The 15484-nt window shown below is 65.1% G+C and carries 15 protein-coding genes; 11 read left to right on the plus strand and 4 right to left on the minus strand.

All coding sequences use genetic code 11. The features are described from left to right. Nucleotides 1-72 precede the first annotated feature (72 nt). From miaB to VW23_RS13765, 4 genes are all read left to right on the plus strand, one after another. Nucleotides 73-1485, plus strand: coding sequence for a tRNA (N6-isopentenyl adenosine(37)-C2)-methylthiotransferase MiaB (miaB, locus tag VW23_RS13750; protein ID WP_069910131.1), 1413 nt, complete (start codon nucleotides 73-75; stop codon nucleotides 1483-1485). A gap of 39 nt (nucleotides 1486-1524) precedes the next feature. Continuing rightward, entirely contained in the window at nucleotides 1525-2547 is a 1023-nt protein-coding gene (locus VW23_RS13755; RefSeq protein WP_244513587.1) for a PhoH family protein, read from the plus strand. Further along, nucleotides 2547-3020 carry an rRNA maturation RNase YbeY gene (gene ybeY / locus VW23_RS13760; RefSeq protein ID WP_069910133.1) on the plus strand — a complete coding sequence of 158 codons (474 nt, stop codon included), beginning with the start codon at nucleotides 2547-2549 and terminating at the stop codon, nucleotides 3018-3020. The genes VW23_RS13755 and ybeY overlap by 1 nt, the downstream gene beginning before the upstream one ends. A gap of 182 nt (nucleotides 3021-3202) precedes the next feature. Then, entirely contained in the window at nucleotides 3203-4114 is a 912-nt protein-coding gene (locus VW23_RS13765; protein WP_141728331.1) for a hemolysin family protein, read from the plus strand. Between the two features lie 146 nt (nucleotides 4115-4260). On the opposite strand, the gene VW23_RS13770 is transcribed toward VW23_RS13765, so the two are convergent. Beyond that, a complete protein-coding gene (locus tag VW23_RS13770; protein WP_069910135.1) occupies nucleotides 4261-5310 on the minus strand; it encodes a serine hydrolase domain-containing protein in 1050 nt (349 codons plus the stop codon). Nucleotides 5311-5464: 154 nt separating this feature from the next. Between VW23_RS13770 and lnt the strand changes: the two genes are divergently transcribed. From lnt to VW23_RS13790, 4 genes are all read left to right on the plus strand, one after another. Continuing rightward, a complete protein-coding gene (lnt, locus tag VW23_RS13775) occupies nucleotides 5465-7078 on the plus strand; it encodes an apolipoprotein N-acyltransferase (protein WP_069910136.1) in 1614 nt (537 codons plus the stop codon). Nucleotides 7079-7210: 132 nt separating this feature from the next. Beyond that, on the plus strand, nucleotides 7211-8476 hold the full coding sequence (gene metK, locus VW23_RS13780; protein ID WP_069910137.1) for a methionine adenosyltransferase: 1266 nt from the start codon (nucleotides 7211-7213) through the stop codon (nucleotides 8474-8476). A gap of 137 nt (nucleotides 8477-8613) precedes the next feature. Beyond that, a complete protein-coding gene (trmB, locus tag VW23_RS13785) occupies nucleotides 8614-9327 on the plus strand; it encodes a tRNA (guanosine(46)-N7)-methyltransferase TrmB (protein ID WP_069910138.1) in 714 nt (237 codons plus the stop codon). A 171-nt stretch (nucleotides 9328-9498) separates the two neighbouring features. Then, nucleotides 9499-9906: a winged helix-turn-helix transcriptional regulator gene (locus VW23_RS13790; RefSeq protein WP_069910139.1), complete on the plus strand. Its 408-nt coding sequence runs from the start codon at nucleotides 9499-9501 to the stop codon at nucleotides 9904-9906. A 67-nt stretch (nucleotides 9907-9973) separates the two neighbouring features. On the opposite strand, the gene VW23_RS13795 is transcribed toward VW23_RS13790, so the two are convergent. Further along, nucleotides 9974-10324 (minus strand): hypothetical protein, encoded by a 351-nt coding sequence (locus VW23_RS13795; protein ID WP_069910140.1) that lies wholly within the window; start codon nucleotides 10322-10324, stop codon nucleotides 9974-9976. Between the two features lie 293 nt (nucleotides 10325-10617). Between VW23_RS13795 and VW23_RS13800 the strand changes: the two genes are divergently transcribed. After that, nucleotides 10618-11295, plus strand: coding sequence for a ferredoxin reductase domain-containing protein (locus VW23_RS13800; RefSeq protein WP_069910141.1), 678 nt, complete (start codon nucleotides 10618-10620; stop codon nucleotides 11293-11295). Between the two features lie 242 nt (nucleotides 11296-11537). On the opposite strand, the gene VW23_RS13805 is transcribed toward VW23_RS13800, so the two are convergent. Next, nucleotides 11538-12758: an MFS transporter gene (locus tag VW23_RS13805; RefSeq protein ID WP_069910142.1), complete on the minus strand. Its 1221-nt coding sequence runs from the start codon at nucleotides 12756-12758 to the stop codon at nucleotides 11538-11540. A 126-nt stretch (nucleotides 12759-12884) separates the two neighbouring features. Here VW23_RS13805 and VW23_RS13810 point away from each other — a divergent pair, with 126 nt between their 5' ends. After that, on the plus strand, nucleotides 12885-13490 hold the full coding sequence (locus VW23_RS13810) for a TetR/AcrR family transcriptional regulator (RefSeq protein ID WP_069910143.1): 606 nt from the start codon (nucleotides 12885-12887) through the stop codon (nucleotides 13488-13490). Between the two features lie 24 nt (nucleotides 13491-13514). Here VW23_RS13810 and VW23_RS13815 read toward each other — a convergent pair whose 3' ends face one another. After that, nucleotides 13515-13799 carry a hypothetical protein gene (locus VW23_RS13815; RefSeq protein WP_069910144.1) on the minus strand — a complete coding sequence of 95 codons (285 nt, stop codon included), beginning with the start codon at nucleotides 13797-13799 and terminating at the stop codon, nucleotides 13515-13517. Between the two features lie 143 nt (nucleotides 13800-13942). On the opposite strand from VW23_RS13815, the gene VW23_RS13820 reads away from it, so the two are divergent. After that, nucleotides 13943-15463: an MFS transporter gene (locus VW23_RS13820; RefSeq protein WP_069910145.1), complete on the plus strand. Its 1521-nt coding sequence runs from the start codon at nucleotides 13943-13945 to the stop codon at nucleotides 15461-15463. The last annotated feature ends 21 nt before the right edge of the window (nucleotides 15464-15484 follow it).

The raw sequence follows: 15484 nt of genomic DNA on the forward strand, positions 1-15484 counted from the left end.
GATCAAGGGTGGGGGTCAGCCCGCACCGGCCCTTCCTTGGCTTTCCGCGCTCGAAGTTGTATTCACCCGCCCATGACCGAGCACACGCCCAAGAAGCTGTTCATCAAGACCTACGGGTGCCAGATGAACGTCTACGATTCCGATCGCATGGCGGATGCCCTGGCGCCGCACGGCTATGAGCCGGTGCAGGTGATGGAGGATGCCGATCTGGTCGTCCTCAATACCTGCCACATCCGCGAGAAGGCCTCGGAGAAGGTGTTCTCCGAGCTCGGGCGGCTGCGTGACCTGCGCGAAGAGCGCCGGGCCAATGGCCAGGACCTGATGATCGGCGTTGCCGGTTGCGTGGCGCAGGCCGAAGGCGACGAGATCGTCCGGCGGGCGCCGGCCGTCGACCTGGTGTTCGGCCCGCAATCCTACCATCGCCTGCCCGAGCTGATCGCCCGCGCCCATAATGGCGCCAAGGTGGTCGACACCGACTTCCCCGAGGAAGACAAGTTCGAGCACCTGCCGGCGGCAAAGAAGGAAGTCACCCTCGCCCGCGGCCTCACCGCCTTCCTCACCGTGCAGGAAGGCTGCGACAAGTTCTGTTCGTTCTGCGTCGTGCCCTATACCCGCGGCAGCGAAGTGTCGCGCCCGGTCGAGCAGGTGCTGCGCGAGGCGCGCAACCTCGCCGAGGCCGGGGTGCGCGAGCTGACCCTGCTCGGGCAGAACGTCAACGCCTATCACGGCCTCGACGCGCGCGGCCGCAGCGTCGGGCTCGGCGAACTCTGCGCTCGGCTGGCCGAGATCCCGGGCATTGCCCGCATCCGCTACACCACCTCGCATCCGCTGGACATGACCGATGAGCTGCTCGAGGCGCATCGCGACCTCGAGGCGCTGATGCCTTACCTGCACTTGCCGATCCAGGCCGGCTCCGACCGCATCCTCAAGGCGATGAACCGCCGCCACACCCGCGCCGACTACATGCGGGTGATCGAGCGGATCATGGCGGCGCGTCCGGATATGGCGCTGTCGGGCGATTTCATCGTCGGCTTCCCCGGCGAAACCGATGCCGACTTCGAGGAGACGATGCAGGTCGTCAAGGATGTCGGCTATGCCTCGGCCTATACCTTCAAATACTCGATCCGCCCCGGCACGCCCGGCGCGTCGATGGACGACCAGGTTGCCGAAGCGAAAAAGACCGAGCGCTTGCAGCGGCTCAATGACCAGATCAACGCCCAGATGCACGCCTTCCATCGCTCGGTGGTCGGCCGCACCCTGCCGGTGCTGATCGAGAAGGCCGGCCGGCAGCCCGGCCAGATCGGTGGCCGCTCACCCTACCTGCAGGCCGTGCATATGGATGGCCCGACCCGGCTGATCGGCCAGATCATTCCGGTCGAGATCGTTGAAGCCCGGAATAATTCCCTCATCGGCAAGATTGTCACAGTGGCGGAACCGAATCCTGCTAGCGTTATTGAGTCTCAAGCCATCGCGGCCCATATCTGAGAGGCCGCCCCTAGGAGCCCCAGAGATTTGAGCAGGCATTTGCCCCCGTCTACCGACCACGGCCCGTCCTCCCAGCTTGAACTCGCCTTCGAAGACAACAAGCTCGCCGCGCAACTCTACGGCGATTTCGACCAGCACCTGGCGTTGATCGAACAGCGCTTGTCGGTGCAGGCGACGCCACGCGGCAACCATGTGATGCTGAAAGGCGGCGCCAGTTCCGTCGACCAGGCGCGCCGCGTCCTCGAGTCGCTCTACGAGCAGCTCGAAGAGGGTCAGCAGATCGAAGTGTCGACGGTTGACGGCGTCATCCGCATGATCGAGACCGAGGACAGCCAATTGAGCCTGCCCACGCTCGAGAAGAAGGGCAGGGTGCGCATGGCGCAGATCGCGACCCGCAAGGCCACCATCGTCGCCCGCACTCCGGCGCAGGACGCCTATATGCGCGCCATGGACCGGAGCGAACTGGTGTTCGGCGTCGGCCCGGCCGGTACCGGCAAGACCTATCTCGCCGTCGCCCACGCCGCGACGCTGCTGGAGCGCGGCGATATCAACCGCATTATCCTTTCCCGTCCGGCCGTCGAAGCCGGCGAGCGCCTCGGGTTCCTGCCCGGCGACATGAAGGACAAGGTCGACCCGTACCTCCGTCCGCTTTATGACGCGCTCTACGACATGATGCGCCCTGAGCATGTCGAACGCTGCATCACTTCGGGCATCATCGAAGTGGCGCCGCTCGCCTTCATGCGCGGCCGCACGCTCGCCAACGCCGTGGTGATCCTCGACGAGGCGCAGAACACCACCTCGATGCAGATGAAGATGTTCCTGACCCGCCTGGGCGAGAACAGCAAGATGATCGTCACCGGCGATCCGACCCAGGTCGACCTGCCGCGCGGCGAGAAATCCGGGTTGATCGAGGCGGTACACCTGCTCGATGGGGTCGAGGGCGTGCATATCTCGCGCTTCAACGACAAGGACGTGGTCCGTCACGCGCTGGTAGGCCGGATCGTCCGCGCCTACGAAGCCGATACGGCGCGTCGGCTGGCCGAGAACAACGCGAAGGCCTGATGCAAGCCCCATTATCAATCGCCTTCGCGGTCAACGCGGAGGGCTGGCCCGAGAGCCTTGAGGCGGTGGCCGAAACTGCTATTCGCGCCGCGCTGAAGCAATCGGAAGCCGAGGTCATCGGGGTCACCGAGGTGTCGGTGGTGCTCACCGACGATGCCGAGCAGCGCGAGCTCAACCGGCAATGGCGCGGCTTCGACAAATCCACCAACGTCTTGAGTTTCCCGCAGATCGAGCCGTTCGCGCCGGTCTCGGGGCTGCTCGGCGACATCACGCTGGCGCGCGAGACGGTGGAAAAGGAAGCCGAGGAGATGGGCATTGCCTTCGAGGCCCACTTCACCCATCTGGTGGTGCACGGTTTCCTGCACCTCCTCGGCTATGACCACATCGAGGAAGAGGACGCCGAGGAGATGGAGGGGCTCGAAACCGAAATCCTTCAGAGCCTCGGCATTGCCGATCCCTACGCCGACAGCTAAATTAGCCCCTCCGATGAATTGAAGGCCGCACGCGGCCATACCCGATGAACGACTCCGACAGTCCGTCCGCGCCGCCCAAGAAGCCGGCGCAACCCAAGTCCAGCACCGAGCCTCCTTCTAGTCCCGCCCCCGCGGCCACGTGGGGGCAACGTCTATGGCAAAGCCTGCGCGGCCTGATCGCCATGCGCACAGTGTCGTTGCGCGACGACCTCGAGGTGGCGCTCGAGAGCGAGAACAACGGCGGCACCGCCGATTTCACCCAGTCCGAACGCACGATCCTGAAGAACGTGCTCGATCTCGCCGAAAAGCGGGTCGAGGATGTGATGATCCCGCGCGCCGATATCGAGGCGATCGAAACCACCGAAACGCTCGGCGTGCTGGTCACCCGCTTCCGGCAGGTCGGCCACTCGCGCATGCCGGTCTATAGCGACAGCCTCGACAACATTACCGGCTTCATCCACGTCAAGGATGCACTGCGGCGGATCACCGAGCCGGCGACCGACCCCGAAGCGACGGTGCCGGTGAAGCTCGTTTCCACGCCACTCCGCTCACGACTCGAAAAGCTCGACCTGGTGCGCCAGGTGCTGTTCGTGCCACCGCTGATGCCGGTGGGCGACCTGTTGCAGCAGATGCAGCTGAAACGCGTGCACATGGCGGTGGTCATCGACGAGTATGGCGGCACTGACGGCCTGGTCACCATCGAGGACCTGCTCGAAGCGGTGGTCGGCGAGATCGAGGACGAGCACGACGACGACGTGGCGCTGGTGCGCAAGGTCAACTCCAACGTCTTCATCGCTTCGGCCCGCGCCGAGCTCGAGGAAGTGCGCGAGGTGATCGGCCCCGATTTCGACCCGGGCAGCCATGCCGACGAAGTCGATACGCTGGGCGGCCTGGTGTTCGAACTGGCCGGCCACGTCCCGGCCAAGGGCGAGCATGTCAACGGCATCAAGGGCTTCGAGTTCGAAATCCTGCAGGCCGACAGTCGGCAGGTCAAACGCGTCAAGATCAAGCGGCTGAAGCAGCCGAAACCAAGGCCGCCCAAGCCGCCAGTGGCGAAGGCGCCCGAGGATACACCGGCGCCGGCAGCGGACTGATCCGACGGCATTTTACACCGGCGTCATTCCCGCGAAGGCGGGAACCTAGTGGGATGCCTCGGCACCTTTGAAGGTGGAGAAATCGCACTGGGTCCCCGCCTTTGCGGGGATGACGCCGGTAGTTTGCTTGACGGGACCGAGCCCCCTCAAGCCCGCACCAGGTTCCCCACCACGATCTCGCGCCAGATCCGGGCCGGGGTGACCCAGCGCTCGAACAGGTTGTAATCGCCGGCATTGATGACGCAGGCGATGCCGGCTTCGGGGGCCAGCCAGAGCCGCTGGCCGCCATTGCCGAAAGCGCCGACCCAGCGCAGCGGCGTGTCGTAGCCGGGCGCCGGCGCTTCGTGGATGTACCAGAGCCGGCCGTAGCCCAGCCCGTCCCAGGTCTGGATAGCGGGGGTCCACGAGGCTTCGATCCACGACGCCGGCACCACCTGCTGCCCCTCATGGCGGCCGCCGTCGACCAGCATGGCGCCGATGCGCAACAGGTCGGGCGCGGTGAGGCGGAGGCCCGAGGCAGGCGACACCACGCCATCGCTTCCCGCCATCCAGTGGAAATCGGTGATGCCGAGCGGCGCAAACAACACCTCGCGCGCGAAGTCCGGCAGCTTCTGGCCCGAGCCGCGTTCGATCAGCGCGCCGATCAGCGCTACGGCGCCGCCGGAATAGACCCACTTCTCGCCCGGTGCGCCGGTGATCGGCCGATCGAGAATGAAGCGATAGCGATCCGGCGCCATTTCCATGGCGATCTCGGAATTGGTCGGATCGGTGTAGGGTTTGCTCTCGTCCCACTCCATGCCCATGGTCATGTTGAGGGTATGCCCCACCGTCACCTTGCGGCGCTCCGGGTCGGCGACGAGGTCCGGGTATTCGGGGAAACCGTCGATGACAGGTGCATCGAGCGCCGGCACCAAGCCGCGCTCGAGCGCGATGCCATAGAGCAGGCCGACGACACTTTTGGTCACCGAGCGGAGGTCGTGCAGCACCTCAGGACCGAACTGCACGCGGCCCAGCTGATCGCCCCAGCTTTCGTCCTCGCCGTCAAAGTACTGTTCGAGCACCAGCTTGCCGGCGCGGCCGATCAGCAGGGCATGGATGGGCAGCAACAGCCCCGATTCGAAGCCCGCCGCCAGCTTCCGCTCGAGATTGGCGGCAAAGCCCGCCGCTTCGGGCGTTGCCCGTTCCCAGTTCGTCACCGTCGTCTCCCTTGTTCTGTCACCCGATGCTGGGGCACGGCCGGGCTCGTCGCTTGATCACGGTTGCGCTAGCGCCGGCCACTGGGGCGCTGCCGACTTGACCCGGCGCGCCCGCCTCGCGACCTTGCCACATGCCCTGTGATTCGAGCGCCGCATGACCTGGCTGGCCGAGACCGTAATGCTGAGCCATGGCTGGCGGCGCTTCCTGATCGTCGTCGTGGCTGGAGCGATCGCGGCGGCTTCGGTCCCGCCGTTCTTCCTGCTGCCGGCGCTGTTTCTCACCCTGCCCATCTGGGTCTGGGCGCTCGATGGCGCCGAGCAGCGTCGCGGCTGGCGCCGGCTGGTCGGCCCGGCCTTCCAGATCGGCTTTGGCTTCGGGCTCGGCTATTTCACGGTGGCGCTGCACTGGCTCGGGGCGGCGTTCCTGCAGGAAGGCGGCGTTTTCCTCATACTGATGCCGTTCGCCATTGTCGGGCTCGCCGCAATTGTCTCGCTCTTCTGGGGGCTGGGCAGCGCCCTGGCGCACCTCGTCTGGTCAGGCGGGGCGTTTCGTATCGTCACCCTCGCCAGTTTCCTGGCGCTCGCCGAATGGGGGCGCGGCCACCTGTTCTCGGGCTTCCCGTTCGACCTCATCGGCTATGCGCTGACTGCCAATGACGAAATGCTGCAGCTCGCTTCGGTGATCGGCAGCTATGGGCTCACGTTCGTTGCGGCGTTGATCGCCATGACCCCGGCGCTGATCTGGCCGGCCGACCAGCGTGGGCTGGTGCGTCGGCTGATCCCGATCTTTATCGCCATCGCGGTGATCGCGGCACAGGTCGGCTACGGCAACTGGCGGCTGACCAACACGAGCCTCGTGGCGCGCACCGACATGAAGGTGCGCATGGTGCAGCCGATGATCCTCGATCATGCCGACTGGTCGGTGGCCGACCCGGACGCGGTCATCAACCAGCTGATCAGCCTGTCGGAAAGCAAGCTGACCCCGACCGATCCGGGGATCAGCGACATCACTCTTCTGGTGTGGCCGGAATCGGTGTTTCCGTTCTTTCTCACCAACTACCCGGACGGCATTGCACGTATCGCCCGCATGCTGCCCGAGACCACGCTGCTGCTCACCGGCGCGCCGCGCGAGCCGCTCGGCGATGATGGCCTGCCGATCCCCGATAATCCGGGCTACAATTCCATCCTCGCCATCGACAGCAATGGCGAGGTGGTGGCGAGCTACGACAAATCGCACCTGGTGCCGTTCGGCGAGTATCTGCCGTTCCAGAGCTTCTGGCGGCTGTTCGGCATCAACCAGTTCGTGCCAGGCACCAATGGCTGGGCCGCCGGCGACGGCCGCCGGTTGATGGCGCCGCCGGGCACCCCGCCCTTCCTGGCGCTGGTCTGCTACGAGGCGGTGTTCCCCGGCGATATCGGTGACCCTGGGCAGGCGCAGTTCATCCTCAACGTCACCAACGACGCCTGGTTCATGGGTTCGATCGGCCCGGCCCAGCACGCCCACCATGCGCGGATGCGCGCCGTCGAGACCGGGCTGCCAATGCTGCGCGCCGCCAATAGTGGGGTGACGCTCAGCGTCGATCCGCTCGGCCGGGTGGTGGCACAACTGGCGGAGGAACAGGTCGGGGTGCTCGATGTGGTGCCGTCCGAACCGCTGCCTGAGGGCACGCTGTTCAACCGGCTGGGCGACTTGCCGTTCTGGGGCGCGGTCGTCCTCGGCATCCTCGGCTCGCTCATCGCGGCCCGGCGGCCGCGCCGCATCGCATGAATTTTCTGCAACAGCGCCCCAGTGGGACATAAAGCTTCCTTTATATGGCTTGACCGCACGATGCCTGAGTGGCAAAACACCGCTCAACTGTGTGATTTTCGCACTTTTTGACCATTTTTCGGGGGTTTCGCCTTGGCTCGGTCTTCCTATCTCTTCACCTCGGAATCGGTTTCGGAGGGTCATCCGGACAAGGTTTGCGACCGGATCTCCGACGAAATCGTCGATCTGGTGTTCCGCGAAGCCAAGAAAGCCGGCATGGATCCGGCCCGGGTGCGGATCGCCTGCGAGACGCTAGCGACCACCAACCGTGTGGTTATCGCCGGTGAAGTGCGCGTTCCCGAGACGCTCTTGAAGAAGGGCAAGGACGGCAAGGTGCTGCTCGATGCCGCCGGCCATCCGGTGGTCAATCCGGCCAAGTTCAAGTCGACCGCCCGCAAGGCGATCAAAGCGATTGGCTACGAGCAGTCGGGATTCCACTGGAAGACCGCCAAGATCGATGTGCTGCTGCATGGCCAGTCGGCCGATATCGCGCAGGGCGTGGACGAATCGGGCAACAAGGATGTCGGCGCCGGCGACCAGGGCATCATGTTCGGCTATGCCAGCCGCGAGACCCCGGAACTGCTCCCTGCACCGATCTACTACGCCCACAAGATCCTCGAAGCGCTGACCCTCGCCCGCAAGGCCGGCGAGGGCGCGGCGATCAAGCTTGGCCCCGACGCCAAGAGCCAGGTCACCATCCGCTACGAGAACGGCAAGCCGGTCGCCGTCACCCAGATCGTGGTGTCGACCCAGCATGTCGATGCGAGCCTTTCGTCCGAGGACGTGCGCAAGATCGTCGAGCCCTATGTTCGCGCTTCGCTGCCCGAGGGCTGGATCTCCAAGGATACCGTCTGGCACGTCAACCCGACCGGCAAGTTCGTGGTCGGCGGCCCCGACGGCGATGCCGGCCTGACCGGCCGCAAGATCATCGTCGACACCTATGGTGGCGCGGCCCCGCATGGTGGCGGCGCCTTCTCGGGCAAGGACCCGACCAAGGTCGACCGCTCGGCCGCCTATGCGGCGCGCTACCTCGCCAAGAACGTCGTCGCCGCCGGCCTCGCCGACCGCGCCACGATCCAGCTGAGCTATGCCATCGGCGTCGCCAAGCCCTTGTCGATCTATGTCGACCTGCACGGCACCGGCAAGGTGGCCGAGGACAAGCTGGAGACGGTGCTGAGCGAGGTGTTCGACCTCAGCCCCCGCGGCATCCGCACCCATCTCGACCTCAACAAGCCGATCTACGCCAAGACCTCGGCCTATGGCCATTTCGGCCGGAAGCCCGGCCGCGACGGCTCGTTCAGCTGGGAAAAGACCGACCTGGTTCCCGCCCTCAAGGCGGCAGTCAAGGCGGCCGCCTGAACTGCTCTTCCCCTCTCCCCTTGAGGGAGAGGGGTGCCCGAAGGGCGGGGTGAGGGGCAGTTGCGATATCCTTCCCCTCACCCGGCGCTGACGCGCCACCCTCTCCCTCAAGGGGAGAGGGAAGTACGGAGCCCTGTGTGTCGTCCCAAAAACCCCACCATCCCCTCAACGTTGATGGCGAGCCGCGGGCCTTTTTCGGCCGCCGCTCCGGTAAGCGCCTGCACAAAGGGCAGGATCAGCTGTTCAAGGAGTTGCTGCCTGAGCTGGAGATCGCGCTCGGCGACGAGATGCTGGATCCCAAGGTGCTGTTCCCCGGCGCGGACCGACACGAGATCGAGATCGGCTATGGAGGAGGCGAACACCTGTCGCTCGAAGCCAGCCGCCATCGCGATACCGGCTATATCGGCTGCGAGGTGTTCTCAGGCGGCATCGCCAAGCTCCTGCAGCAGATCGACGAGGAGGAGCTCGGCAATATCCGGCTCTACACCGATGATGCGCTGAAGCTGTTGCAGAAGCTGCCCGAGGCCAGCCTCGATGGCGCCTTTCTGCTCTATCCCGATCCGTGGCCGAAGACCCGGCACCATAAGCGCCGCTTCATCTCGCCGCTGACGCTCAGCGAGCTCGGTCGGACACTAAAACCCGGCGCGCCGTTCCGCTTCGCCACCGACATCGAGGATTATGCGAACTGGACGCTGGCGCATATTCTGCGCGCGCCGGACTTCGTTTTCGCGCCGGAGCGAGCGCGGATCTGGCACGAGCCGTATGCCGGCTGGGAGCCGACGCGGTACGAGGAAAAAGCCCGCGCCGCCGGCCGCAACATCAGCTTCTACCTGAGCTTCCGGCGCCGCTAGACCGCAGCAGGCCCGCGCCCCGCATACCGAGAGTTAATGGAACGTTCAGGCAACCGGCCAAGGAAATCTGGCTGCTGCCTCTGGTAAACGCCGCCTCGTGAACGATATGCGACGATGGGGATCTCGCGCCATCCGGTAACGGCTGGCCACTATTCTGCGTGGAGTTGGCGTATGCGTCAGCAGAACCGTTCGCCCGTCAACCAAGCCGTGATCGAGGAACTTTTGACCACTCGAAACAGCAAGTGGACGCTCACCGTCGTGCTGCATCTGAGGCACGACACACTGCGGTTTTCCGAGCTGCAGCGTGAGATCGGCACCATCTCACAAAAGGCGCTGACCTCGAGCCTCAGGGCGCTGGAGCGCGATGGCTTTGTCAGTCGCACCAGCTACGCAACGATTCCGCCGCGAGTCGACTATGCGCTCACCGAACTCGGCGCCGAGGCGCTGAAGGCCTTTGAAGCCTTCGAGGCTTTTGCCGCGCGCCACTGGCATCGGGTGCTGGAGGCGCGGCAGCTGTTCGACGCGCGTGACGCCGATCAGCTCGAGCCTCCGGTGCTGCGGATCAGCACCGGCCGTTGATCCCCGGATTGGCTCCCGGGATCAGCGAGCCGGCAGGCACGTAGCCCGCCGGCTCGGAGGATTGCCATCAGTCGAAGAAGTTATCGACGAGCAGCGAGCCCTCGTTGGCCGGAGCCGTACGGGCGCCGGTGTCAATCTTGCTCAGCACGCGGGTGTTGCCGCCCACCGAAGCCTTCACCGGGGTCAGCGTATCCTTGTAGAAGTACTCGAAGGTCGAGGAACCGTCGGCCTGCTTGACCACGGCGCGGATGACGTTGTCGGTGTTCTCATAGACGTCGGTGGCTGCAATGCCCTTCTGGTTGAGCTGGGTCACCAGGAAGTCGCTGTCGAAGCTGGAATCTTCAGACGCCGCAAAAGCGGGAACCGAGAGACCGCCGACGACGAGCAGAGCGGCAAGGCCAAGAGCAGAGGTTTTCATTTTTCATGTCCCTTTCGTTTTCTGGACAACTGGGAGATCGGACTCCGCCGGCTCAACCGCAAGGCACTGAATCTGCCCTTGTGCCTCTTGAAATTCGATAATGCGTGCAGAGGGTTACACCCGGGAATGCCACCATCTTGTGAGAAACCCACCTCCCTCGAGGGGGGTTGGTTGCCTAAAGGAAACCATTGGTGGAAGCTGGCTTTGAGGATGATTTTGCGCGAGGATTGACCATGGTTTGATGGGAACCGGCGGCGCATTTTCAGCGTCTCAGAGCGACAAGGAGACGTGTCGTGCACCAAACCGTGAAAATCCTGAATATTCAGCAAGTGACGCATAATGTGCGCCGCTACGTGCTGGAAAAGCCCGCCGGCTACCGGTTCGAACCGGGCCAGGCCACCGAGCTGTCGCTCGACGAGGAAGGCTGGCGTGACAAGAAGCACCCCTTCACCTTCACCGCGCTCAACGACTGGGACGATCTCGAGTTCACCATCAAGAGCTACTTCAACACCGGCGGCGACGGCATGACCGAGCGCCTGTTCGGCTACGGCCCCGGCCAGAAGCTGGTGCTGCGCGATCCGTGGGGCACCATCACCTACAAGGGACCAGGCACGTTCATTGCCGGCGGCGCCGGCGTCACCCCGTTCATCGCCATCCTCAGGCAGCTCCATAAGGATGGCAAACTCGCCGGCCACCGGCTGATCGCTTCCAACCGCAAGGCCGAGGATATCATTCTCCGCGACGAGTTCGAGGCGATGGAGGGGCTGGAGGTCACCTGGACGGTCACCGATGAGCCCAACGCCACGGGGGTGCTGCACGAACGGATCGACGAGGCCTTCCTCAAGCGCCACGTGCGCGACATCAGCCAGAACTTCTATCTCTGCGGTCCGGACCCGATGGTTGCCGACCTGAAGGCGGCGCTGGGCGGGCTCGGAGCCAAGGCGGAAGCGCTGACCTGGGAGAAGCCCTGAAGCAGCAAGCGCCACGCTCACCGTGGAACCACGAGGTTGTGCCCCACCCACCGGGTCATTCCCGCGAAAGCGGGAACCTCTGTTTTGGTGCCCGCCGCACGATCGCAAACGGAGGTCCCCGCTTTCGCGGGGATGACACCGAGTTTGGGGGACTTGTAGAGAGAGGCCACACGTACGCGTCAGGGCCTGCAAAAGCAAAAAAGGCCCGGCGCTGTGCCGGGCCCTTTTGCATTCTTTGCTGCTTATTCTGCCGGCTGTGGTTCTGCCGCCGCGGGGACATGGCTGCCTCGACCGGCGAGGGTTCGCTGCCCGAGCAGCACGGTGAGCAGCGCCAACGCACCAGCCACCACCGAGACGACGAAACCGTGGCTGGCGCCGTAGGTATCCACCACCCAGCCGGTGACGAACGAGCCCAGCGCCATGCCGATACCGATGCCGGTCATCACCCAGGTGATGCCTTCGGTCAGCATCGCCGCCGGCACGCGGCGCTCGATCAGGCCGAAGGCAGTGATGAAGGTCGGCGAGATGGCGACGCCGCTCGCGAACACAGCAAGCGCCAGCATCGGCACGCTGTCGACGAACAGCAGCGGCCAGGCAGTGACGGCAATGACGGTGAGCGCGATCGCCAGCTGCTTTTCGAGCGCCATCCGGAGGTTCAGCGCCCCGACGATCAGGCCAACGACGAACGAGCCAACGGCATAGACGCCGATGACGAGGCTCGCCGCGCCGGGTTCACCCAGCTTTTCGGTGATTGCCACGGCGCTCACTTCCGCCGTGGCGAAGATGGCACCGACGAAGATCAAGGCAAGGGTGATGATCTGCACCGGCCGCTGCCGGATGGCGGACTGCCCGCCGCCGCCTACGGCACCACTGGGCCTGGGCTCTGTACGGCGCTGCGCAATGAAGGCCAGCCCACCAAGCGCCAGGAACAGCGTACTGGCGAGCAGCCCCGCCTCGGGGAACAGCGCCACCGCGAGCCCCACCGACAGCGATGCGCCGGCGATATAGACCAGCTCATCAGCCGAGGATTCGAAGGCGAAGGCGGTATTGAGCTCCGGCCGGTCGCGGAACAACTCACTCCAGCGGGCCCTGATCATCGCCGGAAAACTCGGCATCAGCGCCGCTGCGAGCGCGGCAACGAACAGCGTCCAGATCGGCCAATCCTGATAAGCCGCCAGCATCAGCACGATAAAGGCGGCAACGGCGATGAGCGTCGTCGGGATCAGCACACGTGACTGGCCCAGCCGGTCGACGACCCGCGAGATCTGCGGCGCGAATAGTGCATTGGCGAGCGCATAGGTGGCGGATACCGCACCGGCGAGCCAGAACTCGCCATGCGTCTGCGACAGCATGGCGACGATACCGATCGGCGCCATTGCCATCGGCATGCGGGCAACGAACCCGGCGCTGGCAAAGCCCTTGGCGCCGGGCGCCCGGAAGATTTCTGCATATGGATTCGGCATGGCGATCCCTCGACATTTTGCGAGCCGCGGATTACATGATTGACATACGCGGCGTATGCGAAACATCTAGTCACATACGCGACGTATGTCAATTAGCATACGTGACGTATGTGAAATAGGTAAAGCATGGCCCAGAGAACCCGCAGCGAGATGATCGTCGAAACCCGCGCCAAGCTGGTGGCGGCCGGCCGCAGGGCCTTTGCCGAAGTCGGCTATGCCGAGGCCTCGATGGATCACTTCACCTCCGATGTCGGGCTGACGCGGGGGGCGCTGTACCACCATTTCGGCGACAAGCGCGGGCTGTTCGAAGCGGTGGTCGCCGAGATCGACAGCGAGATGACGGCGCGGCTCAAGGCGCGTGCGTTGAAGGCGCCGAACCCCTGGGAGAGCTTTGTCGAGGAGGGCATCGGCTATATCGAGATGGCGCTCGAGCCGGAAATCCAGCGCATCATGCTGCGTGACGGGCCGGCAGTGCTCGGCGATCCGTCCTCCTGGCCCAGCGCCAATGGCTGCATCACCGCCATGAAGCAGAGTCTCGAGGGCCTGCTCGCGGCCGGGGTGATCGCCGATGTCGATTGCGAGGCCACCGCCCGGATGATCACCGGCGCCTCCTGCTATGCGGCGCAGTGGATCGCCAATGCCGAAGATCCGGTGAGCATTTCCCACCGCGCCACGGCCGCCTACCGGCGCCTCGTCGAAGGGTTGCTGCGCGACGCGCCGCTCCGCCACTGAGCTTTTCCTCAAGGCGTAGCCGACCTACTCGAGCACCGCCCCGATGACGAACGCCGTCACCTTGTCGAGCGGCATCTCACAGGGTTTCAGCGCCGGTTCGGCGCTGCTCGGCGGGCGGTAGATGTTCAGGCTGATGCGATCGCTGCCGCCAAGCTCCTCGGCGTAGAGCTTGAAGCTCCGACCGTTGGCGTGAACCGAGTTAGTCACCCCATAGCGCCGGCCGGCATAGCGGGTAGTAAAGTAGCCGCGCGGCCACGACATGAGAATCGACCAGACGGCAGCAGGCGAAGTGTCAGCGGAGATCGTCATTCCAACAATATGGGATGGCGCGATCGATACGCCAATTCCCGTCACGGCGCCTGCCGGAGATCGCCGAACAAGCCTGACATCGGTTGGCAGGCTTAGGGGCGTAGCATCACTGCCAATGATGGAAGAGATGAAAGGAACGCCGCATGTCCGGTACGACGCCAATGCGGGCGACACGACGTGAATGGATCGGGCTGGCGGTCATCGCCCTGCCCTGCATTCTGTATGCCATGGACCTGACGGTCCTCAACCTGGCAGTGCCGTCGCTGACGGCCTCGCTCAACCCCACGGCGGCGCAGCTGTTGTGGATCGTCGATATCTACGGCTTCTTCGTTGCCGGTTCACTGCTCACCATGGGGACGCTGGGGGATCGCATCGGGCGGCGGAAGCTCCTCCTGATCGGCGCAGTCGCCTTCGGGCTGACCTCGCTCCTCGCGGCGTTCGCGACGACGGCGGAGACGCTGATCTTTGCCCGGGCGCTGCTCGGCATTGCCGGCGCGACGCTGGCGCCCTCGACGCTGTCGCTGATCACCAACATGTTCCGCGACGACCGCGAGCGCACCATCGCGATCAGCGTGTGGGTCGCGAGCTTTTCGACCGGCGGGGCGATCGGCCCGGTGGTGGGCGGCGTCCTGCTCAACTATTTCTGGTGGGGTTCGGTGTTTCTGATCGCGGTGCCGATCATGGTGGTGCTGCTGCTGGTCGCGCCGCGGCTGTTGCCGGAGTACAAGGACCCACAGGCCGGCCGGCTGGATATCCTCAGTGCCGCCCTGTCGATGGCCGCCGTGCTGTCGATCATCTACGGCATCAAGTCGCTGGCCGAGGGCGGCGAGCTGGCGATCAGCCTTGGCGCCATCATGCTGGGGCTCGTCATCGGCGTCGTCTTTGCCTCAAGGCAATTGCGGCTCACACACCCGCTGCTCGACCTCAGCCTGTTCGCCCGTCCAGCGTTCAGTGCAGCGCTCAGCATCAACGTGTTCGGCTTTTTCGCGCTGTTCGGCATGTTCCTCGTGGTGGCGCAGTACATGCAGCTGGTGCTGGGGCTGACCCCGTTCGAAGCCGGCATCTGGAGCCTGCCGGTGGGCCTCGGCTTCGTGGTTGGCTCGCTGCTCACCCCGCTGCTGCTGAGCCGGATGCGGCCGGCCTATGTGCTGGCGCTGGGGCTGACCGTCGCAGCACTGGCGCTGCTGGTCATCGGGCTTACCGCGCCGTCGCGCGACCTGCTCACCTTGATTGCCGCCGATACCTTGCTGTCGATCGGGCTCGCCCCGGTGGCAACGATCGCGGCGGACCTGGTGATGAGCTCGGCCCCGCCGGAGCGCGCCGGTGCGGCGTCCGGGCTCAACGAGACGAGCTCGGAGTTCGGCGGGGCGCTGGGCATTGCGCTGCTCGGCAGCATCCTCACCGTGCTGTATCGCGGCGGGCTCGGCGAAACCCTGCCGCAGGGCCTGTCGGGCGAGGCGGTGGCGATGGCGCTGCGCGGCATTGGCGGCGCCCACAGCGCGGCGGAAACGCTGCCGGAGGGCGGCGTGGCGCTCTTGGAAGCGGCCCGCGTCGCCTATGCCGACGCCATGCTGGTGACCTCGCTGCTGGGCGCAGCGATCGTCTTCATCGCCGCGGTGACCACCATCGCGATGTTCCGCGGCATCCGACCGGCGACGGCGTAGGACGCGGCGAGGAAGTAAAAA

Origin of the sequence: Devosia insulae DS-56, from assembly GCF_000970465.2 — a bacterium.
In the GTDB taxonomy this organism is placed as follows: domain Bacteria; phylum Pseudomonadota; class Alphaproteobacteria; order Rhizobiales; family Devosiaceae; genus Devosia_A; species Devosia_A insulae.

What these genes read in the sequence shown, in the direction of transcription:
- VW23_RS13790 (WP_069910139.1), top strand. Translation starts at nt 9,499, where the DNA reads ATGCGTCAGCAGAACCGTTCGCCCGTCAACCAAGCCGTGATCGAGGAA.
- VW23_RS13765 (WP_141728331.1), top strand. Translation starts at nt 3,203, where the DNA reads ATGCGCACAGTGTCGTTGCGCGACGACCTCGAGGTGGCGCTCGAGAGC.
- VW23_RS13795 (WP_069910140.1), bottom strand. Translation starts at nt 10,324, where the DNA reads ATGAAAACCTCTGCTCTTGGCCTTGCCGCTCTGCTCGTCGTCGGCGGT.
- VW23_RS13815 (WP_069910144.1), bottom strand. Translation starts at nt 13,799, where the DNA reads ATGACGATCTCCGCTGACACTTCGCCTGCTGCCGTCTGGTCGATTCTC.
- VW23_RS13820 (WP_069910145.1), top strand. Translation starts at nt 13,943, where the DNA reads ATGTCCGGTACGACGCCAATGCGGGCGACACGACGTGAATGGATCGGG.
- VW23_RS13810 (WP_069910143.1), top strand. Translation starts at nt 12,885, where the DNA reads ATGGCCCAGAGAACCCGCAGCGAGATGATCGTCGAAACCCGCGCCAAG.
- ybeY (WP_069910133.1), top strand. Translation starts at nt 2,547, where the DNA reads ATGCAAGCCCCATTATCAATCGCCTTCGCGGTCAACGCGGAGGGCTGG.
- lnt (WP_069910136.1), top strand. Translation starts at nt 5,465, where the DNA reads ATGACCTGGCTGGCCGAGACCGTAATGCTGAGCCATGGCTGGCGGCGC.
- miaB (WP_069910131.1), top strand. Translation starts at nt 73, where the DNA reads ATGACCGAGCACACGCCCAAGAAGCTGTTCATCAAGACCTACGGGTGC.
- VW23_RS13805 (WP_069910142.1), bottom strand. Translation starts at nt 12,758, where the DNA reads ATGCCGAATCCATATGCAGAAATCTTCCGGGCGCCCGGCGCCAAGGGC.